A 21102-nucleotide genomic window follows, 5' to 3' on the forward strand; every position below is an offset into this window, starting at 1 on the left:
AGTGTTTGATAACACAACTTTAAGGATTATTTGATGAAACAGTCACTTAATTTAAGTTTATTTGCTGCGTTATTGTTCTCTGCGGGCGTGTATGCAAATGGCTTTAAAACGGTTGGCCAAGCGAAAATGGAGTATTTGTTTTGGGATGTTTATAACGCTAAATTAGAGACCCCATCGGGTTCGTATCAGTTTGGCCAACACCCCAGCAAACTTACACTTACTTATTTGCGGGATTTCGATGCGAAAGACATCGTCAAAGCAACCAACGAGCAATGGCAACATTTAAAGCTCAATGACATGGTAGGTACTTACGATAACCAATTATTAGCCCTTTGGCCTGATATCAAAAAAAACGATTCGTTGTCGTTTCAAACCAACGAGCAAGGGATCGGTACTTTTTACTTTAATGATAAAGAGCTAGGTCAGATCGATGATAATAGATTCGCTGACAACTTCTTAGCAATTTGGCTAAGCGCCGACACGTCTGAACCATCACTTCGTAAACAGCTTATTGGAGGGAAACATGATTAAGCTCAAAGCACTCTTTATTTTTGCTGTGGTACTGTTAATTACCAGCTGCTCTGCGCCAGATGTTGATTATTATCAAGGAACAGAGCCTAAGTTTGACTTTAAGCAGTTTTTTAGTGGTGAGCTCAAAGCCTACGGCGTTGTGCAAGACCACAAGGGCGAGTTAACTCGTAAGCTGGTAGTTGACATGCAAGCATCTTGGAACGGCAATCAGGGAGTGATTGACGAGCAATTTGTTTATGATGATGGCGAAACGCAAACCCGTGTTTGGTACATTACCATTAATGATGATGGCAGTATCACAGGGACAGCATCAGATGTGATTGGCGAAGCAAAGGGTGAGAGCAATGGAAGCGTGTTCCATTGGACATATTCTGTCGAGCTTCCATATGATGGTAGTACTTTAGTGGTAAATTTCGATGATTGGATGTACTTGGTAACACAATCACGCTTGATAAACCGTACCGCTATTGATAAGTTTGGCTTTGAGGTCGGGGAAGTTACCTTGGTTATCGAGAAAATTGAATGATGGTTTAGCTATCATAAAACTATGTGATGGAAGTTAAATTAAGTCTTTATTAATACTGATGTCACTAACCTTGTGATTGATAGTTAAATAGTAGTCATTTTTGAATAAATTACGTAAAAATAGCAATTTGCTGTTGCTAACTTCTCAAAAATGCATAAAGATAGGTTTTGCGAAGGCAAAATAATAACGAATAGGAATCTAACAATGAATAAAGCTCAATTAGTTGAAAAAATTGCTACTGATGCAGAAATCTCAAAAGCGGCAGCAACTCGTGCACTAGATGCATTCACTGGCGCAGTTACTAGCTCTCTTAAAGAAGGTAACTCAGTAGCATTAGTTGGTTTCGGTACTTTCTCAGTAAAAGAGCGCGCAGCGCGTACTGGCCGTAACCCACAAACTGGTGCAGAAATCCAAATCGCAGCAGCAACTATCCCAAGCTTTAAAGCGGGTAAAGGTCTTAAAGACCAAGTTAATCCTTAATAGGGTAACTTACTAATTATTGAAAAAAGGGCTTATAGCCCTTTTTTTTGTATCTGGAGTTTTGTCGCGCTAGCGAAAAAGGCTTATGCCTTTAACGCTTTATCACCACGACCAATACCAACCGCACCTGAACGTACAACTTCAATAATGTCTGATTCATGACGCAGGGTATCAAGGAAAGATTCAATTTTTTCTGTGCTCGCTACAAGTTGCAGTGTGTAACTGTGGCGACCCATATCTAAAATAGCACCTTGGAACACATCAGCAACACGCGTTACCGCTGCACGAGTGGTTTCATCTTGGGCAAAAACTTTCACCAATAATAGCTCACGCTCGATGTGCGCCATTTCGGTTAAGTCAATAATCTTTAGAACATCTACCAGTTTGTTAACTTGCTTAGTAATTTGCTCAACGATGCGATCATCACCCATGGTTGTAATGGTAATACGCGAAAGAGAATGATCGTCAGTCGTGCCAACAGTCAAGCTATCGATGTTGTAAGCGCGCTGTGAAAATAAGCCTACAATGCGCGATAACGAGCCAGGTTCGTTTTCTAATAAGATTGATAAAATACGGCGCATTATGCTTTTACTCCTTTACGTAACCACATATCATCGACTGCCCCTAGCTTGATTTGCATAGGGTAAACATGTTCTTTTTCATCTACACAGATGTCTAAAAATACCAGTCTGTCGTTAATAGACATGGCTTTTTCAATAGCAGGCTGTAATTCATCAATATGATCAACACGAATACCCACGTGGCCATAGCTTTCTACTAATTTTACAAAATCAGGAAGTGATTCCATGTAAGAAGATGAGTGACGACCTGAATACATCATATCTTGCCATTGACGTACCATGCCCAGTGAGCGGTTATTCAATGACACAACTTTTACTGCTAAATTATATTGTAAACATGTTGATAGTTCTTGAATGTTCATTTGGATTGAACCATCACCCGTCACACAGATAGACTCTTTGTCAGGGAAGGCAAGCTTAACGCCCATTGCCGCAGGTAAACCAAAGCCCATGGTGCCTAAGCCACCAGAATTAATCCATTGGCGAGGGTGTTTAAACGGATAATACTGAGCTGCAAACATTTGATGCTGACCTACATCAGAGCTAATGTAAGCATCTCCATTGGTTGCTTTGTAAATTGCCTCGATAACGGCTTGTGGTTTGATTTTATCGCCATCAGTGCTGTAGCTTAGGCATTTTTGTTCACGCCAGCTAATAATTTGACGCCACCAGTCTTCTTGTGCAGAACGATCAATTGAAATAGGGCTCTTATCAATCGCCGTTTGTAACTGCTCAAGCACTGTTTGCAAGCAGCCAACAACCGGGATGTGCGCTTTAATTGTTTTAGAAATAGAGGTTGGGTCAACATCAACATGAACGATAGTGGCATTAGGGCAGAACTTTTTAACGTTATTTGTTACCCGATCATCGAATCGAGCGCCTAAAGCTAAAATAACATCAGCATTTGCCATGGCTTTATTTGCCTCAAGGCTACCATGCATACCTAACATACCAATAAAGTTAGGGTGAGTACCGCTGATACCACCTAGGCCCATTAAGGTGTTAGTGATTGGCGCATTTAATGATTCAACCAAGTGAGTTAGTTGCTCAGAGGTATTTGATAGAATAATGCCGCCACCTGAGTAAATAACCAACTTTTTAGCTTCTAAAATAGCGTTCACTGCTTTACGAATTTGTTTTGAGTGACCTTTAGTATTCGGGTTATAAGTTCGAAGCTCAGTGGTTTTTGGAAATTCGAATGGGAACTTTAGCTCAGGATTAAGCATATCTTTTGGTAATTCAACCACAACCGGACCAGGGCGGCCTGTGCTGGCTAAGTAGAAAGCTTTTGCTAAGATGGCAGGGATCTCTTTTGCACTTCGACAGTTATAGCTGTGTTTTACGATAGGGCGAGAACAACCAACAATATCAGTTTCTTGGAATGCATCATCACCAATTAAACCAGTAGGAACTTGGCCAGATAACACCACCATTGGAATAGAATCCATATAAGCAGTCGCGATACCAGTAATACAGTTTGTAGCCCCTGGGCCTGAAGTTGCAAGCACCACACCGACGTCACCGGTAGCACGGGCATAACCATCAGCCATATGTGTTGCGGCTTGTTCGTGACGTACTAGGATATGTTCAATATCTTCTTGTTGAAATAACGCGTCGTATAAATCAAGAACTGACCCACCTGGGTAGCCAAAAATATATTTAACATTCAATTCTTTAAGTGCCCGAACAACTAGTTCGGATCCATTATATTCAGTTGTACTCATCCTCATTCCTCTGTGTGTGCAAGCATAAATGCATAAAAAAACCCCCGCATATGGCGGGGGTTTTTTAAAAAGCGTGCTTTCACCTTTTAATAGCCTCCCGCTGGGCTTGTAACTAAGACCAGTACGAGAACGTTGACGACTAAAAGGTGACGGCGAATATTCATTATTTTTTAATTTTCTTCTAAAAAATGCACAGCCGACTAGATGGCTGCTGTTTAAAAAATGTTAGGAGTATTTTTAAGCGTTTTGGAAACTGATGTCAACCGCAAATGTGGCTTTTTGCATTAATTTTTCTGTATTTTTGTTTTTTGATATTTTTGTTGCATCTAGATGCTTGGTTGTCATTATTTTGGGGTGGAACTATGCATTGAATTGTTCGTGTGGCAAATTGCTAACTATACCAATAGATAACGCATTTACGTTACTGCCTTGCATAACTTAGCTACTATCAGAATCGGATTCTTTTTATAATTAGACACCCAACTTAACACCTCGCTACAATAAGGTTTGGTTAATTTTTGAAAAGACAGCCAACTTAAATATTTAACCAGACACCCATCTTATTTTTAATAAGAATCAGCTAAAGATAGATGTGAATTATTGAAAACAAGTTGAATTGCTATAAAAATAGTGATTTTTCATCGTCATTAATTAAATTACAGTCTTATGTGCTGAGTTATTTTTTAGTTTTACACACTGGAAAATGCTAGTTGCAAAAGTCGTTATACCTCTAGAATTAAAGGGTTGGATTTGTAAAATTGACTTCTAGTGTCGAATCCGTAACTAAGTAAATAAGGCTAAGCTATTAGCTATAGAGCTTCTTCGTTTTCGCTTCATGTGATTAGTATAAGCTGTGATTGCTTGTTCTTTACCTGCAGTATTTTTAAATGAGCGGGTAAAAGAAGTGGTGAGTGTAAGCCAGTTTTCTGTACAAATGTTTAATCTTTCAAGTATTGGTAATGCTTCTTCTGGGATTTTCCCAGGCTTATCTTTTCGTATTGAGCGGCCAGTCCAATCTACAAGTTGCAGATATGTCTTGAGCTCAAATGGTAGTCCCTTAGGCATATGTTTACGAGGCTTACCTGCAAAGCTCATAAGCGATTTTGGTTGCTTATTATTTTGAGCTGCATAAATTCTAGATTTAATACTGGTGTAGTCAGATTCTTCTGGTAAATCGGCCGCTTTTGCTCTTACAGGGTTCAAATCAACATATGCAAGGCAAGCGGCAAGTGCTGCTTCATCAAGTAAAGCTTGTGATTTAAAGCGACCTTCCCAAAATCGTCCTTTGCACTCATCTTCTTGATTCGCTTTTCGTGCAATATTCTCATTAAGAACTCGCATAAACCAACTAATGCTGCTGAGCCGTTCTCGATATAAATTTACTCTGGCATTAACTGCAGCGAGCTCAGCTTGTGTTAGCAATTCGCCATTTAAGAATCGTTGGCAAAGGAATGTACTTTTGAATAACTTGTGCCATCTAATAAGAATCGCTCTATTATTCAGGCGCTTTGTTTTTGCTATATCGATGTGAAGGACCAAGTGCGTGTGATTACTCATAACCGCGTAGGCACAAATATCAATACAAAATATCCTGCCAAGTTGAAATAGTTTCTTTTCAACCCAATCGCGCCGGTGTTCATACGAACGACCTGTTAGTGGGTCTTGCCCGCACAAATAAGCGCGACGAACGCAGCGTGAAATACAATGATAGTAAGGCGTGTTTGAAACGCTAATTAAGTTTCTACGTGGGGTTGCCATGCTCTTCTCCTCCTTGAGTTGAACAATACAAGTTTAGCCATAATTTTGAGAAGTGAGAAATTTTAAGTTGGGTGTCTAGTTTTATGTTGAGGTTTTACTAAAAAGATAAAAGTGGATGTCCAAATAAGCTAAAAGATAAAAGTGGATGTCCAATTAAGTATTCAATTTAGTAGAGGGAATAAAAAAGCCAGTCGTAGACTGGCTTTTGAAAAAGAGGTGTTTAAGGGTTATTAGCTTGTCATAAGCCTTAAACAAATGTTTTTTATAGACGCTCAATTACAGCTTGAGTGAAGTCTGTAGTACCGTGGCTGCCGCCTAGGTCGCGAGTTGTACGGTCGCCTGATTTGATAACATCAGCAACTGCGCTACGGATGCGCTCTGCAGTGTCGCCCATACCTAGGTGCTCTAGCATTTGGATAGATGCTAAGATCACTGACGTTGGGTTTGCAAGGTTTTTACCAGCGATGTCTGGTGCGCTACCGTGTACAGCTTCGAAGATTGCTGCATCTTCACTGATGTTTGCGCCAGGAGCCATACCTAAACCACCAACAAGACCAGCACATAGGTCAGATAGGATGTCACCGAATAAGTTTGTAGTAACAATTACATCAAACTCATCAGGAGTCATAACTAGTTTCATACAAGTTGCATCAACAATCATTTCTGTTGATTCGATTTGTGGGTAACGCTCAGCTACTTCACGTGCAACTTTTAAGAATAAACCAGATGTTGATTTAAGGATGTTAGCTTTGTGTACAGCAGTTACTTTTTTACGACCTTCACGTACCGCTAGTTCGTATGCAAAAGTAACGATTTTTTCTGCACCTTCACGGGTGATTTTTGACATTGCTTCTGCTTCGTTACCATCTTCAGAAACCACTTGGCCAAGACCTGAGTACATGCCTTGTGTATTTTCACGAATAGTGATGATGTCGATGTCGTCGTAACGAGCTTGTGTACCTGCGAATGATTTAACAGGACGTACGTTAGCGTAAAGGCCAAACTTTTTACGTAAAGTTACGTTGATTGAAGTAAAACCTTCACCAACTGGCGTTGTTAAAGGACCTTTTAAAGTGATCTTGTTACGCGCGATAGTGTCGATTGTTTCTTGCGGAAGTAACTCACCAGTTTTTTCTAGGGCAGCAAGGCCAGCATCAACGAATTCATAATCAAAATCGCAACCTGCAGCTTTAAGGATCTCAAGTGCTGAATCAATAATGCTAGGACCAATGCCGTCGCCTTTGATCACTGTGATGGTTTGTTTAGCCATTTACTTTTCCTATTTATGAGTAGATAAACACGTAAACTTATCGCGAAATAGCATGCGATTTACTTGTTAGAGGGTTTACGTGGATGTGTTTGAAAATTTAAGCGGCTTTTATAGCAATTTATTCAGCTTTTTGCCAGTTTATCCTGTGAATACTGACTATAAACAGACTAAAGTTCATATTTATTTAACGTTTTCGCACTTTTTAACAACACAATCTAAAAATTGTCTGCAAATTCACAGTTTTTCAGATATGCATAAAAATCTGCTTTTGATTGCCATCCAGCAGCCGATAAGCTGTCGAAAATAATCTGTTCTTGCCAACTACTAAATAGCGCTTTGGGTTGAAAAACATAATAAGTAAATAGCTTAATCGCGACCCAATGTTTTTCATTGATATCGAGTGTTTGCTTTTTATGTTGCTCACTACCAAGTAAATGCTGTGTCCAACTGTTATCGCCAATCAGTTGACTTAAATACGCCGTTAGTGGCTCTTGGTTTAAGTGACTAACCCCAAACAAACAGGCAAGCGGTGGGCTTATTACTTGCTCTTCGGCCTGCTCAAATACAGTTTTACGAGAAATTCTGGTTGCTTGATGTTCGCAAAGATAAAGAACGTAGGCATATAAGGGCAAAGTAACTTGCTCAAATTGAATAGAATCGTTGTGCTTAAATAACGCCTGAATAATGCGCACCATATTCTCAAGGCGCTTAGATATATGCTGAAAAAGCGGGTGAGAGGTGGTTGCAACCAAGCGTTGAAATAATACTTTTTGGATAATAGCAGGGGCGTTATCGTATCCGACCATAGATAAACAATGGCGCAAGTCTTTAGCTCTTTGCTGCTCTTTATTGTAGGGTTTAGAAGCAACGGTAAGCTGGGTTATCAATTCAGGGTAGGGGCTTAAAAGTTTGTTTAAGCCACGAAAGCTATATTCTTGCGATACTTTTAACGTGCTAATTAACTCTAAATAGTGCTGCCTGCGCTGCTGATTTATTGGCTGTGGCTCAGCAAAGTTAATGTTTTCACTAAACCAAACTGTGTATAGCAAACGAGAGTCTTTACAATGCCTTTGTTTGTCAAAAATAGTTAAGCTTGCTTTGAAGCGATGCCAACGAATTTTTTCAGGGCGGCTGGCATCAACCAATATATGGCGGCCATGTTCATCTGTGGCTAAATAAATAAGTACTTGTTCGGCGTACTTTACTTCACTGGCCGGAATGTAAGGGCCAATATGCGCAATCAGTGCTTTTATAGCATTTTGGGCAAACTCGTTAGGGGTGCGTAAATAAATATCAGCTAAGGCTTTGTGCACACTAATGTGACCACCCGACTCGCGGTAAGTCGTATTCATGGCAATAATATTAGCCAAAGCAACTAAGGTTGTTGCGCCATCGTAAATCATAATTTTTGGCGCGCTTAATAGGGCTTGTTTATATTTATTTAAACGCGCTAATAAATGCTGAATAGAAAGCGTATGTGGGCCTGAGTCTTTTAGTAATTTTGCTGCTAATTGATGGCGACACTGCCAAAGCTTTTTATCTTGAGCCGTCAGGGTCTGTCCTGCCGCTAACTTATTACTTTGGGATTGAACGCAAAGGTAATTGGCTAAACAGCAGCTAATAATTTGTTCGCTAATGGCTTGGTTGTAGTTAAGGCTGCGGCACAAAATGCAGGCTACAACACATTGGTTTACAACTAAGTTTGTGGTGTAACCATGGTTCGGTACATACAAGCTTAGTTGTGCTTGCATCCCTTTTGGGCAAGCTTGGTATATTAGGTAATAACGCTCAGCTAGGTTACTTAATAAAGGGAAAATTTGTGACCATTTTTGCTTTTTATGATAAAGCTTAAGTAGCTGGTGTGTACTATCAAATAAGCGTGCCAATTCCCGTGGCGTCACGTTTTCCATCATAAGCGGTTAGGTTTCTTGTTGATAGCTTTCATAGGCACTTGGCCCCCATAATACCAGCTGACCATTTTTAAATAGTAGGCCTGTGCACTCATCGATGGTGGTTATGCCATCAGATTTAACATGCTGAGTGCGGTAAAAAATAATCTGCCAAACATTGTCTTCGACTCGTTTAGCATAGGTTAGATCGGGGCTACCTAAATAATCAAGCACCGCATTAAGGTTTTCGGGCTTATCAATCGATAGTTTTGCGATATAGCGTTTATTAAAAGCTTCACGGTCTTGCCAGATCATGGCTTGCGGATCATCTTTATAAAAAGTGATCACTAGGGTTGCTATCAGTGCATAAACACCTAACCCAAGTACCAGATATTGGTAAACCTTTTTAAACATGTGTAACTCTATAAAACTAACGCGAATTTTCAGTATACGCTTAGTTGGCAAACTGTGCTACGAGATTGCGACTAATTGAGCCTTAACTGCTTTAAACTAAAGCCTAAGTTAATATCGGTACGCAGCATAACAAGGTTTTTTGATATTACGAACATGTCCATTTCTGAACTCAGCTTACGTTTAAGAGTCGGGTTTAGCTCATCATCGTTCATGGCCACTTCTATAGACTCATAATCGTTGATTAATTGCTGCGCCGACTTATTACCTATCCCTTTAACGCCCGGAATATCATTGGTTTTATCACCTGCTAATGCCCAAAAATCAGCAAGTCGATGCTTTGGTACATCGAAGCGCTGCTTGATATCTTCAAGCTCAATATACTGTTTTTTGAAGTAATCAAATATTGCAATTTGCTCAGATAAAAACGGCAAAAACCCTTTATCGGTAGAAACGATAGTAGAATGCACATTATTAGATGCGGCCTTGTAAGCAAGAGTAGCAATTATATCGTCGGCTTCATCATTATCAGGTGAAAACACCACAATGCCAGTGTCTTCAATTGCTTGTTTAAAGCGTGATAAGTTTTGCTTGAGGATGTCAGGCATTGGTGAACGAGTGCTTTTGTAGGCCTCAAAGTAGTGATAACGCCAACTTCTTTCACCATCAAACACGGCAATCGCGTGAGTCGCATTCGTTTGCTGGCGTAACTTTTTGCAAGCATGTGCCACGCGGGCACAGCTTGCTTTTATCATATGCTCTTCACTGTGATGACTCTGATTACTATCAACAGCATAGATGCGCCTAATAAGATTTAGCGCATCTATTAAAAGTAATTGGGTTGTCACATAGGCTCCTGTTAGGCTTTGATCTCATAGCAAGGAATATACTTACTGCCAGGCAACTTCATTCGGCCTTGCTCAACAAATGCTGCCAGTAGTTTGTCCATATCAGCCATAAGCGCAGGTTCACCACTTAGCACAAATCGGCCATGTTGTTTGATGGCTTGTAAGCCTTCGTCTTTAACATTACCAGCTACAATGCCTGAAAACGCACGGCGTAAATTAGCTGCGAGTTGCTGAGTTGGTTGATCTAAATGTAAATCTAAGCTCGACATATTAGCATGAGTTGGTGCAAACGGCTGTTGGAAATCATGATCGATTTTTAGTGTCCAATTAAAGTAGTAGGCATCACCTTGGCTCTTGCGGTATTCGCGCACTTCAACCATCTTCGCTTTAAGCGTTTTACCAACGCGCTCTGGATCATCGATGATCACTTCAAACTTATCTAGCGCCGCTTTACCAAGCGTTTTCTCAACGAATTTACACAGCTCAATAAAATAGTTTTCACTTTCTTTAGGGCCAGTAAGGATCACTGGTAAACATTGTTTTTCGTTATCTGGGTGTAGCAAAATACCTAAGAGGTATAACAGCTCTTCTGCGGTACCCGCCCCACCTGGGAAGATAATAATGCCATGGGCTGTACGAATAAAAGCCTCTAAACGCTTTTCGATATCAGGCAAAATCACCAGCTCGTTTACTATTGGGTTTGGTGGCTCAGCGGCTATAATGCTTGGTTCGGTTAAACCTAAGTAACGGTTATTAGTAATACGTTGCTTGGCATGGCCAATAGTGGCACCTTTCATTGGGCCTTTCATTGCACCAGGGCCACAGCCGGTACAAATGTTTAAGCCACGAAGGCCAAGCTCATAGCCAACTTGTTTGGTATATTTGTATTCCACTTCGTTAATAGAGTGGCCGCCCCAACAAACTATCATGCTTGGGTCACTATTTACTCTCAATGCGCCTGCGTTTCGCAGCATATCGAATACCATATGAGTAATGGCTTTTTGTTCTGTTAAATCTTTTTCGTACTTTTGACAAATAAACAGAATATCGCGAATAACCGAGAAGATATGTTCATGAATACCGGTAATAATTTCGCCGTCAACAAAGGCGGATTCGGGTGGATTTTCAAGTTCGATCTTAATCCCGCGTTCGCGGCTTAATAAGCGAATATCAAAGTCTTCGTATTTATTGTAAATTTCTAAGCTTGAATCGGTGTGGCTGCCCACATTGAGAACCGCGAGCACACAGTTCCTAAATAATTTATAGCGCTCGCTGGTGGATGATTGTTCGAGTAGATCAACTTCTAGTTGCGATAGTAAATCCAGTACACCTGTAGGATTCAGTTGTTTTAACATAAGCACTCTCCCGGCTCGTCTATGAGCCTTTATCATTGTGTGTCAAAGACCTCACATACTAGATGAGGCCTTTATTTGCTAATGCAAACTTTATTTCGTCCCTCGTTCTTAGCTTTGTATAGTGCTTCATCTGCACGGTCAAAGGCAATCAGCGGGGTATCACCTTTTTTCAACTGGGTTGCACCAAGAGAAATGGTGATTTCTACTTGTTTATTTTTAAATTTAAACGGAATGCCTTGAATTGTTTTGCGCAGTTTTTCAAGTGGCACAGCGGCATTTTCAATCGACATTCCACTCATTAATAACACAAACTCTTCGCCGCCGTAACGGGCAATAAAGTCTGATTTACGAATTGATTTTTGTAATGCTTTAGCAATTACTTGCAGTGTTTTATCACCAGCACTGTGGCCATATTGATCATTGATTGATTTAAAGTGGTCTACATCAATCACTACAAAGGTGATATCTGATTCTTGCACATTAAATAAGTTAAATTCATGGTTAAAGCGTTCATCAAATGCAGCACGGTTTGGCAACTTAGTTAGGCCATCGAGTAAGCTTTTAAAGCGCTGCTCATTTAGGCGCTGCTTATAGGTAGAAAGCTTGGTTTCTAAATGACTAATGCGGCTATTAATATCGTTAAAGCTAGCGAGTAAGCTTTCGCGTTCGGTTTGTTCTAGCTTTTCTTTCGCAATTAAATCATCACTTAATGATTTTAATTCTTCTTCTACAAGCTCTTTAAGCGAAGAAATAGACGTCGCTTGCTGTGTTTGCGTATGCAGGTTTTTAATTTTGCTTTCGATTTGCTTGTTAAGCGTGTCGTATTCAGCGCTCAGAGATTCTGAATGCTTGCTGGTAGAAACAATGGAATGATGTAAATCTTCGATTGTTTGATTTAATGAGATCAAAAAGCTTTGCGCTGATTGGCGCTCTTTGCTCATATTGCGCGTAACGATGCTGATAATATTCAGTGCAGAATCAAGCAGATCGTCAACACTATCATTGTGGGTTATTTTACTTTTGATAGTCTTAATTTGCTCGGCACTTTCATCTTCGAGCACTAAGTCATTGGCAAGAGAAAGCAGCTGTGTGGCAAGCTCTGGTCTTATTTGCGCCTCAGCTGTATTTGTTGTTGCAAGCTTGGCTTGTAAGGCTTGATGATAAATTAAAATCAGCTTCGAAAGTAGTGGCACAAAGTCATGATTAGACTGAATATTATTTAATTCGTGATCGAGTAAGTAACGTAGCGAACGACGTGCATCATCAGGCAAGCCTCGTACTTTTTGCAGCTGCTTGCCTGCGTCAGTGACGCTTTCATTTAGCTCACGTTGCAGTGTCATTTGCTTAGTTTCTTGTTGTTTTAACAGGCCAAGCACATCATCGATAAAGGGGGTGAGTAATTCGAATTTAACCCCTTTTTTAAGGGCATTTCTAAATTTTGCTAAACGATTGTCTAGTTCAATGTCTAGTCCTTTACAGCTTAGCGATAGTTTCGCTGCAAACTGAGAAAGAACTTCAACTTGATGTTTGCGCGCATCTTCGACCACTGTTCGAGCGTCGATCGCTTGCTTTAACTTTTTATTAAGAACATCATGCTGTTGCTGCACCTAGTAATACCGCCATCAAAATTCAAATTTCTATTAGCTAAGTTTACAACAAATTAATACGAAATGTAGGTTCCAAGTCAAAAACTTAGCTATTTTGTCTATCAAACTTGTTGCAATGGCTGTTTATCGGTTTTTAATTCACATTTTTTCTCGCAATTGTTAGGCTGTTTCGCAATTTTGATAGTAATAAAAAGAGTTGTTATGAAAAAGTTTTTGGCAATGTCTATTTTGGCGGCCTGTTCTAGCAGTGCGTTTGCAGATGTGAACTACTCACTGTCTATCACTCAGCCTGAGCACCATTTAGGTAATGTAAGTGTTGAGTTTCCGCAAACAGCACAAGCACATTTAGATATTAAACTTCCAGCTTGGCGTACTGGCCGTTACGAAATTTTAAATCTTGCCAATGGCGTGCGCTTTTTCGAAGCAAAAGATGATGATGGTAAGGCTTTAAAGTGGGAAAAAATTGACCACAGCACTTGGCGTGTTCATCTAAACGAACCTACTCAAGTCAATGTAGATTACCAAGTTTACGCTAACGAGCTAGGTAAACGTGCTCGTCATATTGATGACAGTCATGCCTTCATTGATGCATCTGGCTTTTTCATGTTCAGCGAATCATTCCGCCAAGACCCAGTTAAAGTTGAGCTAAATGTACCAAAAGAATGGCGCTCAGTATCGGGTATGGAAAATGCGGGTTCTAAACACAGTTTTAAGGCCGCTGATTACGATATTTTAGTTGATTCACCAATCGAAACGGGTATCAATGAGCTACATAAGTTCACTGTTGATGGTCGTGAATACGAACTCGTTATTTGGGGTGAAGGCAACTACGATGTAGAACAAATGCTAACTGACCTTAAAAAGCTAGTGACAACGGGTAACGTAATTTGGGATAACTACCCGTATGAGCGTTACGTATTTATGGTGCATGCTACGTCAGGAGCAGGCGGTGCAACAGAGCATTTAAACTCAACCATTATCCAGCGCCCACGTGACCGTTTTGGTTCTCGTAAAGATTACCTTGCGTTTATCAGCACCGCAGCTCACGAATTTATTCACACTTGGAACGTAAAAGCATACCGCCCTAAAGGTATCGCGCCGTATGACTACACCAATATTAACTACGCGAAAACATTATGGATTGCAGAGGGCTCAACCAGCTACTTTGAAGATCACTTAATGGTGCGCGCTGGCATTGAAACAACTGATGAGTTCTTCGGTACGTTAACGAAAACCGTTAATCGTCACTTACAAACACCGGGTCGCGAAGTACAAAGTGCAACCGAAACAAGCTTTGATAAGTGGATCAACCAAGGCGGCGACCACGCTCGCAACTACAGCACCAATATCTATTTAGAAGGTTCATTGATTTCAATGGCACTTGATATTGATTTGCTAGAAAAAAGCGATGGCAAAATCAGTTACCGCGACGTTCACCGCGCGCTTTACAACAAGCATCGTTTACCAGATGGTTTTACGCCAGATGATGTTAAAGCAATTTTAAAAGAGCTTACAGGTCGTGATTACAGCGCTTGGTGGCAAGCGAATGTGGATGAGCCAGCTGCTATCGACTTTGATGAGCTACTTGCAAAAGTAGGCTTAGGTTTAATTCGCCCTGAAGGCGCAAAATCAGTACCTAGTATTGATTCGTTTGCAAAAAACAGCGGTGAGTTATTAACCCTAACTCATGTTCGCCGTGGTGGCGCTGCATGGCAAGCGGGCTTAACGACTGATGACAAAATCGTGGCGTTTAACAAAAAGCATGTTGGTAAAGATTTAACAGCCAGCCTCGAAACGTTTAAAGCAGGCGACACAGTGACTGTTGATTTCATTAGACGCGATGCATTACAAAGCACAACGCTAACACTTAGCGAAGACTTTGATAAAGAGAAAAAGGTCAAAGCATTAAAAGATGCAACACCAGCTCAAATGGCATTGTTTAAAGCATGGATGGGTGTTGACCACCCAAATCAAGCTAAATAACAGCCAAGCAAAATAAATCGTTAATGATTTTTGATTGGTAAGAGAGGAGCTGCGGCTCCTTTCTTTTTGTTTGGTACTAGCTGCGTTTTTACAAACTGCTTAGTGTATTTTGCGTTTAGTAGTGCACTTTGTAGCTGCTGTTTTTTACGTCGCCAAAACGACTTTTTAACTTTTACTGATCTATCACGAATATCACTTTGTGAATTATCAGGTTGTGATACCGGGTAGGGCAGCAAAGAGTATCCATAAACACCGGTTTCCCATACATGCTGTAAATCGCAGTCAACGGGGCGGCCAAATATGGCTGTGGCTTTTAATAGCGCTTTTGCACCTTCAAAACTAACAGCAGTTGCACAGCAGCCAGACATAAGCTTTTTATGAATAACTAAGTGTTGCTCATCAGCAAGGGGCTTTGTAAAGGCAATTTCCCGATTTCGGTCTTTATAAGCGGCCAATTTTATTAGCTGCCAAGGGTGTTTTAATGTACTAATGTTTTCAATTGCACTGTGAATAGAGCGGTCGAGAACAAAGTCATCTTCTAAAATAATGGCGTAATCTAATTGCCTATCGACAATGGTTTGCCATGCTTTTCTGTGACTCAGGTAACAGCCAATCTCACCTTTACTCAATGGCTTATGGTATTTTTTTATATTTAAATCAGCACTATAGTGCTTGGCTATCTCTGTATCAGACAGCTCTCTACCATCAATTGCATCAAGGCGTTCAAATGCCAAATTTTGTGCGTTGAGCTCATGGCTAACACGGTTTAATCGTTCAGTAGAGCTTGCTAAGTTAATTACAAAAATAGCGGTCATTATCGTTACCTGATGGTCAGTTTGAATCAGGCTAACAAGCTTTAATGACGCTTGGGTGTCAGAACTATTTCGCTTTTATGTCAGGGCGAGGAGTATTTAAAATCGCTTGCTTTTCTTGTTCGGATAAAATGATCCAGTCAAAAATCTCATCATTACTGCGACCACAGCCAGTGCAATAGCCATTTAGGCGATGACATTGACCGATGCAATCTGTTTTAAATTGGCTGGTTGGTTTTTTTGATTTTGTCATAGTGATGTGAAGGCTAATATAGCCTTCATGAGTGTATTACTTACCTTCAATTGGCTTACCAATTTCAAGCGTGGTAGACCAAGGCTGTTTGCGTGATAGGGTTTTACCCGAATGAATTGAGATAACAGGGTTGTTTTCGTCAAGCACAAACGTGGTGCGTAACGATTCAGCTGACTCTTTTTGTGTTTGGTGCCAATTATTACCCGCTAAACAAGCTTGGGTAAAATTAACTGCACGAGTGTGATCAGCGACAGCTTGTTGCTGTTGCTCGTAGTTGCCTACACAGCGGTAGGTAACATTGTCTTTATCAAGCGCCGTGATTTGACAGTTATCGGCAATAAGGTTGTATTTCGCTGTCCATGTTTCTATGTATTTAGTATTTACACGGCTACGTTTTAAGCCTTCAAAGCGGTTGTCGTAAGCACCTAATAGGGCGTTGATTTTCTCGCAAGGGGTTAGGTTATCAATGGCCGCTTGTTGTTCAGTTGTTAGTCCTGTACAACCTGTTAAAACAAGGCCAGTTAGTAAGGCGGCGAGTGGCTTTTTCATATCAGGCTATCCTTTTAAATAGCAGTTCCTTAAACGTTTCCTAAAGGATACCTAAGCCCTTGTAAAAATGCTAATAAAGATTGGTAATTACAATTTAAAATGCCTTCGCAAAGGAAGGCATTTTAGTTGCTAATAACGGTGAAGCGTGGGCTTACATCTTAGTTTTACCAGCAATGTTGGTTACTTTTACTGAGCCAGAGCCATCACTTAGTAACTCAAAGTTTGCTGCAGTATCAACGCGAATGCTGCCTGAGCCATCTGAAACGACAACATCACCCGAAATATCATTTAAGTCGATACCGCCTGAGCCATCATGTACTTCAATATTGCCCTGTGCGTTGGCAACATCAATATTACCTGAGCCGTCATGAATTTTAATATCACGGCTGATATTACGTGCCTCTATGCTACCCGAACCATCATTGATTTCTAATGTGCCTGTAATGTCATTTGCGGTAATTGAACCTGAACCATCGTTGATCACAGTATTCGCAACTTTGCTAATGATAATTTCACCAGAGCCATCGTGCACATTTACATTAAATGAGCGAGGGATAGCAACGGTTAAATCAATGCGAGTTTGCTTATTGGTGTGGTAATCGCACTGGCCTGCACTAAGTGCTGCGTTATTGCCTTTGGCTTCAAGGTTTAAGCAGTATTCATCATGAGGCTTTTCTTGATAAATCTCGGCTTTAACGGTTACTTCATCACTGTCACTACCGGTAATGTGTAAAAAACCAGAGCCTGTTTCTAATTTTAAAGCGCTTAATGAGGCTGCATCTAGCGTTAGGTTTTTAGTTTCTTGTAGTGGCATATCACCCCAAGCAAATGTTTGTGCTGATAATAAGCCTGCGGCAATGAGTGAAAGCGTTTTTACTGTACTTAACATGGTTCTTCCCTTTCATATGTGTGGTGTTATTAGCTTAGTCGTAGGTGCTGATAAAAAAGGTTTAAAGGCTTTAAAAACTTTTTTACACAAATAGGCAAGAAAGCGCGAGCTTCAGGCATTTATGGTTTTTAACTATGCTTTAGACTGAAATAGTAGACCATAACCTAAGCAAGCCAAGGAGAAACATATGAGTGATTCAGCGCAAACAAACGATATGCAAGTAATTAAGTCAGGTTCTCAAGATCCAATTGCAGGGCCAGCAGAATGTTTCACAGGTAAAGTGCAAATTAGTACTTTATTTAATGCACCAGCACCTGCTCGCGTTGGTGTTGCTGTGGTGGAGTTTTCAAAAGGAGCTCGCACAAATTGGCATTCTCATCCACTCGGCCAAGTATTACTAGTTACAGAAGGTCAAGGTTGGACACAGTGTGAGGGTGGTGAGAAAACAGTCATCAATCCAGGTGATTTAATTTGGTGTAACTGCGGAAAGAGGCACTGGCATGGTGCGACTGCTGATAGTGCAATGAAGCATGTAGCAGTTCAAGAAGCATTCGATGGTAAACCTGTTGACTGGTTCGAAGCTGTTTCAGATGAAGATTATTTAGCATAAGGTACATTGAAATGTGTGACAAACATGAAACGCAAGACTTATCACGTCGTAATTTTATTAAAACGAGTTCAGCTTTAGGTGCAGGCCTTTTATTAGGTGGCTTTGCGGCGCCTTCATTTGCAGCATCATCTGAGCAGCTTGCAAATGGCAATATAAAATCTCGTGGCTATGCGGCTTTTGATAATTCAGGCTTACTAAAACCATGGGAATTCGAAAGACGCCCAGTAGGCGATAACGATATTTTAATCGAAATTAAATTCGCCAGTATTTGCCACTCAGATATTCATCAGATGAAAGGGCATTGGGGCGCACAGCAATACCCTCAAGTACCAGGTCATGAAATTGCAGGTATTGTAACTGCGGTCGGTAAGAATGTGACTAAGTTTAAAGTGGGCGACCGTGCTGGTGTAGGCTGTATGGTTGATAGCTATCTTGACTGTAATAGCTGTAAAGATCAAGGCGAGCAATATTGCCCAGAAACAAAATTTACTTATGGCTACCCTGATGAGCGCTCACCGACAGGTATAACACAAGGTGGTTACTCGAATAACATTGTTGTTCGCGATCATTTTGCAGTGCATATTCCTGAAAACATTAGTTTAGAGCATGCTGCTCCTTTATTATGTGCCGGCATTACAACGTATTCTCCGTTGCTTAAATTCAACTTGAAAAAAGGCGATAAAGTAGGTGTTGTTGACGGTGAAGACGCTTACAACGAGCATAAGTCGCAGCTTGATTATTTAATTAATACCTTGCCAGTGAAATATGATATTGCTAAATATGCTTCATTAGTAAAACCATTCGGCACGTACACTCAAGTGGGCATGCCAGAAGAGTTTTCATTAAATATGAATGCATTAGCATTGGCTGCAAGCCGCGTAAACTTTAATGCTTCGTTAATTGGTGATATGCAAGAAACGCAAGAAGTTGTTGATTACTGTGCTAAGAATAATATTCTGCCAGCAACCCAGTTAATCAAAGCCTCTGAAATCAATAATGCATGGCAAAGCGTGGTGGAGAAAAAAGCGCGCTATCGTTATGTAATTGATGCCTCGACATTTTAAATAATTTTTAGATTGAGTAAGCCAAACGCCATACCCAGTATGGCGTTTTTTGTTGTTCCTTTTTTATTCGGTTATTTATCGCTTAAAGAGCGAATACTGCCGTAAAAACATATCATTATTTTTTTCTTTTGCTAACTTAAACTCTTTGGCCTCCATGGAGTAATAATGAAAAAAATAACCTTCCTGAGTACGTTGTTGTGCACTAGCTTTTTTGTTTGTAGCGAAGAAACAGATACAACTTTAAACGCTTATGCCGCTGGGTACGTCGCCAATTTTACCTGTAGTGCCACGTTTAACGCTGGCAAAAGCAAAGATCAAATCAATATAGATGAACTTACCGGTATTTACCCTTTAATAGCAGACACTGTAAAAACACTAAAAGCTAACATTGATACTGAGCACAAACGAGTCATTGTTGATTACGATAAAGATAAGCAGCGCATATCGGTGTGGCGGCCTCGTTTAGGCTGTGTTGATTTACCCGTAGGGGCAAGCCTTAAAGCTGCAAAACTCGTGCAAGCACCGTTTAAAGAAAACTTAGCCTACCAAAAGGATGATGGTAAGCCTTGGCAAATGCTAAATGGTGTTAATAAAGCGACGGGCAATAAGGCGCTTGATGGGGTTATTGCACAGGCTTTTACTCGTCATTATGGTGAAGGCGCACGAACTTCGGCAATTTTGATAGCAAGCCCTGATGCGATTCTAGCAGAGCAATATAAAGCAGGTTTTACACCTGAAACTGCCCAGCGTACTTGGTCTGTTGCAAAAAGTATTGGCGCGAGCATTATTGGTGTGGCGGTAGCGCAAAAGCGGCTTGATGTTACAAAGCCTACGGGGCTTGAAAGCTGGTCTCACCCGCTTGACCCACGCGGCGAAATTACCCTTGAAAACTTGCTTCACATGGCATCAGGTTTAGACAGTAATAAAGCGGGCAATCGTACGGATCGTGTCTATATGGGCGGCGGTTTAGTGTCTGATACTGCGACTCATACTGCGTTAGAAGTAAAGCCTGGTAGCCGTTGGAAATACGCCAATAACGACACCATGTTAGCGCTACGTACCTTACGAGAAACGTTCAACGATGAAGCGAGCTATTTGCGTTACCCATATGACAATTTACTCGATAAAATCGGCATGCAGCACACGTTTTTAGAGTCAGATTGGCAAAGTGACTTTATTTTGTCATCGCAAGTGTGGACTACTTCGCGGGATCTTGCTCGCTTGGGGCTATTACACCTGAATAATGGCCGCTGGCAAGGTGAGCAAATATTACCAAAAGACTGGTTAAGTTATATTAGTAAACCTGCCCCTGCTCAACCCTCTGTAACGGCACCGGGATACGGCGCACAGTGGTGGCTTTATAACGAACGTTTTCCTGAGTTACCAAACGATACCATTGCAGCGCGAGGCAACCGTGGTCAATATTTAGTGATCATTCCAAGCGAGCAGTTAGTGATTGTTAGGCGAGGGTACGACCTTGCAGGGCTTAAAGGCTTTAGTGAGCATGATTTTGCTCGTGATGTTTTAAAAGCACTGGGCAGATAAAGTCAGGCAATAAAAAAGCTGCTTTGTGGCGTACAGAAGCAGCTTTGCTAACTGGAGAGTTAGTATCTACTACAAGGGCTCTATAGTGACATCCGCTTGGCCTAAACTTTTAAAAAACTGACTATCGCCCGTTATTTTGCCAAGTTTTATAAGACCATTTGCATAACTTTGCTGCTTATAAAAGAGCGCAAGGTTACCCCAAGGTGCGTAATAAGTGATGTCTCCTGCGTTGGCATCGGTGCCAGCAGGTAAGCCTTGTAGATTTAATTTCTCTGGTAAAGTGGCAATTTTCTCAGCATTGGCGAAGTCTTCTACTTTTAAAGTCAATGGTAGAAGTTGATAAAAATGCTTAGCGGCATTGTTACTTTCTAGAGTCGCTTGCATAGTTTTGCCGTTACTGGTGAACTTTATTTGCAT

At 40.8% G+C, this 21102-nt stretch carries 21 protein-coding genes; 7 read left to right on the forward strand and 14 right to left on the reverse strand.

Going from position 1 to position 21102, the window contains the following annotated elements:
• Positions 1-33 precede the first annotated feature (33 nt).
• From ABMY41_RS07765 to ABMY41_RS07775, 3 genes are all read left to right on the forward strand, one after another.
• The gene (locus ABMY41_RS07765; protein WP_251601787.1) at positions 34-531 is read left to right on the forward strand and encodes a chalcone isomerase family protein; all 498 of its coding nucleotides are present in this window, start codon (positions 34-36) and stop codon (positions 529-531) included.
• Complete coding sequence (locus tag ABMY41_RS07770) at positions 524-1057, forward strand: DUF3833 domain-containing protein (protein ID WP_349274438.1); 534 nt, start codon at positions 524-526, stop codon at positions 1055-1057. The genes ABMY41_RS07765 and ABMY41_RS07770 overlap by 8 nt, the downstream gene beginning before the upstream one ends.
• 204 nt (positions 1058-1261) lie before the next feature.
• Positions 1262-1537 carry an HU family DNA-binding protein gene (locus ABMY41_RS07775; RefSeq protein ID WP_004586404.1) on the forward strand — a complete coding sequence of 92 codons (276 nt, stop codon included), beginning with the start codon at positions 1262-1264 and terminating at the stop codon, positions 1535-1537.
• Between the two features lie 83 nt (positions 1538-1620).
• On the opposite strand, the gene ilvN is transcribed toward ABMY41_RS07775, so the two are convergent.
• The 9 genes from ilvN to ABMY41_RS07820 all read right to left on the reverse strand — a co-directional run bounded on the left by ilvN (position 1621) and on the right by ABMY41_RS07820 (position 12980).
• Complete coding sequence (gene ilvN, locus ABMY41_RS07780; protein WP_054551998.1) at positions 1621-2118, reverse strand: acetolactate synthase small subunit; 498 nt, start codon at positions 2116-2118, stop codon at positions 1621-1623.
• Positions 2118-3842 carry an acetolactate synthase 3 large subunit gene (locus tag ABMY41_RS07785; RefSeq protein WP_063707503.1) on the reverse strand — a complete coding sequence of 575 codons (1725 nt, stop codon included), beginning with the start codon at positions 3840-3842 and terminating at the stop codon, positions 2118-2120. The genes ilvN and ABMY41_RS07785 overlap by 1 nt, the downstream gene beginning before the upstream one ends.
• A gap of 783 nt (positions 3843-4625) precedes the next feature.
• Complete coding sequence (locus ABMY41_RS07790) at positions 4626-5600, reverse strand: transposase (RefSeq protein WP_349274439.1); 975 nt, start codon at positions 5598-5600, stop codon at positions 4626-4628.
• Between the two features lie 262 nt (positions 5601-5862).
• Complete coding sequence (locus ABMY41_RS07795) at positions 5863-6870, reverse strand: isocitrate dehydrogenase (protein WP_054563906.1); 1008 nt, start codon at positions 6868-6870, stop codon at positions 5863-5865.
• 215 nt (positions 6871-7085) lie between these two features.
• Positions 7086-8783, reverse strand: a complete 1698-nt coding sequence (locus tag ABMY41_RS07800; RefSeq protein WP_349274440.1) for a hypothetical protein — start codon at positions 8781-8783, stop codon at positions 7086-7088.
• 6 nt (positions 8784-8789) lie between these two features.
• Positions 8790-9173 (reverse strand): DUF3192 domain-containing protein, encoded by a 384-nt coding sequence (locus tag ABMY41_RS07805; protein ID WP_349274441.1) that lies wholly within the window; start codon positions 9171-9173, stop codon positions 8790-8792.
• Between the two features lie 71 nt (positions 9174-9244).
• Positions 9245-10018 (reverse strand): flap endonuclease Xni, encoded by a 774-nt coding sequence (gene xni / locus ABMY41_RS07810; RefSeq protein ID WP_349274442.1) that lies wholly within the window; start codon positions 10016-10018, stop codon positions 9245-9247.
• An 11-nt stretch (positions 10019-10029) separates the two neighbouring features.
• On the reverse strand, positions 10030-11373 hold the full coding sequence (ppnN, locus tag ABMY41_RS07815; RefSeq protein ID WP_349274443.1) for a nucleotide 5'-monophosphate nucleosidase PpnN: 1344 nt from the start codon (positions 11371-11373) through the stop codon (positions 10030-10032).
• A 71-nt stretch (positions 11374-11444) separates the two neighbouring features.
• Entirely contained in the window at positions 11445-12980 is a 1536-nt protein-coding gene (locus ABMY41_RS07820; RefSeq protein WP_349274444.1) for a diguanylate cyclase, read from the reverse strand.
• 201 nt (positions 12981-13181) lie between these two features.
• Between ABMY41_RS07820 and ABMY41_RS07825 the strand changes: the two genes are divergently transcribed.
• Positions 13182-14963, forward strand: a complete 1782-nt coding sequence (locus ABMY41_RS07825; RefSeq protein WP_175080656.1) for a PDZ domain-containing protein — start codon at positions 13182-13184, stop codon at positions 14961-14963.
• A 20-nt stretch (positions 14964-14983) separates the two neighbouring features.
• Here the strand turns inward: ABMY41_RS07825 and ABMY41_RS07830 are convergent, their stop codons facing one another.
• The 4 genes from ABMY41_RS07830 to ABMY41_RS07845 form a co-directional block, all read right to left on the reverse strand.
• Positions 14984-15778, reverse strand: a complete 795-nt coding sequence (locus tag ABMY41_RS07830) for a glycosyltransferase family 25 protein (RefSeq protein WP_349274445.1) — start codon at positions 15776-15778, stop codon at positions 14984-14986.
• A 64-nt stretch (positions 15779-15842) separates the two neighbouring features.
• Complete coding sequence (locus ABMY41_RS07835) at positions 15843-16028, reverse strand: DUF1289 domain-containing protein (protein WP_138600737.1); 186 nt, start codon at positions 16026-16028, stop codon at positions 15843-15845.
• A gap of 36 nt (positions 16029-16064) precedes the next feature.
• Positions 16065-16577, reverse strand: coding sequence for a hypothetical protein (locus tag ABMY41_RS07840; protein ID WP_349274446.1), 513 nt, complete (start codon positions 16575-16577; stop codon positions 16065-16067).
• A gap of 151 nt (positions 16578-16728) precedes the next feature.
• Positions 16729-17466 carry a hypothetical protein gene (locus ABMY41_RS07845; protein ID WP_349274447.1) on the reverse strand — a complete coding sequence of 246 codons (738 nt, stop codon included), beginning with the start codon at positions 17464-17466 and terminating at the stop codon, positions 16729-16731.
• Positions 17467-17653: 187 nt separating this feature from the next.
• On the opposite strand from ABMY41_RS07845, the gene ABMY41_RS07850 reads away from it, so the two are divergent.
• The 3 genes from ABMY41_RS07850 (at position 17654) to ABMY41_RS07860 (ending at position 20685) form a co-directional block, all read left to right on the forward strand.
• The gene (locus ABMY41_RS07850; RefSeq protein ID WP_349274448.1) at positions 17654-18076 is read left to right on the forward strand and encodes a cupin domain-containing protein; all 423 of its coding nucleotides are present in this window, start codon (positions 17654-17656) and stop codon (positions 18074-18076) included.
• Positions 18077-18087: 11 nt separating this feature from the next.
• The gene (locus ABMY41_RS07855) at positions 18088-19140 is read left to right on the forward strand and encodes an NAD(P)-dependent alcohol dehydrogenase (RefSeq protein ID WP_349274449.1); all 1053 of its coding nucleotides are present in this window, start codon (positions 18088-18090) and stop codon (positions 19138-19140) included.
• Between the two features lie 165 nt (positions 19141-19305).
• Complete coding sequence (locus tag ABMY41_RS07860) at positions 19306-20685, forward strand: serine hydrolase (RefSeq protein ID WP_349274450.1); 1380 nt, start codon at positions 19306-19308, stop codon at positions 20683-20685.
• Between the two features lie 69 nt (positions 20686-20754).
• Here ABMY41_RS07860 and ABMY41_RS07865 read toward each other — a convergent pair whose 3' ends face one another.
• Positions 20755-21102 (reverse strand): cyclophilin-like fold protein, encoded by a 348-nt coding sequence (locus ABMY41_RS07865; protein WP_062565934.1) that lies wholly within the window; start codon positions 21100-21102, stop codon positions 20755-20757.

Origin of the sequence: Pseudoalteromonas sp. BZA4 (genome assembly GCF_040104395.1) — a bacterium.
GTDB lineage: Bacteria > Pseudomonadota > Gammaproteobacteria > Enterobacterales > Alteromonadaceae > Pseudoalteromonas.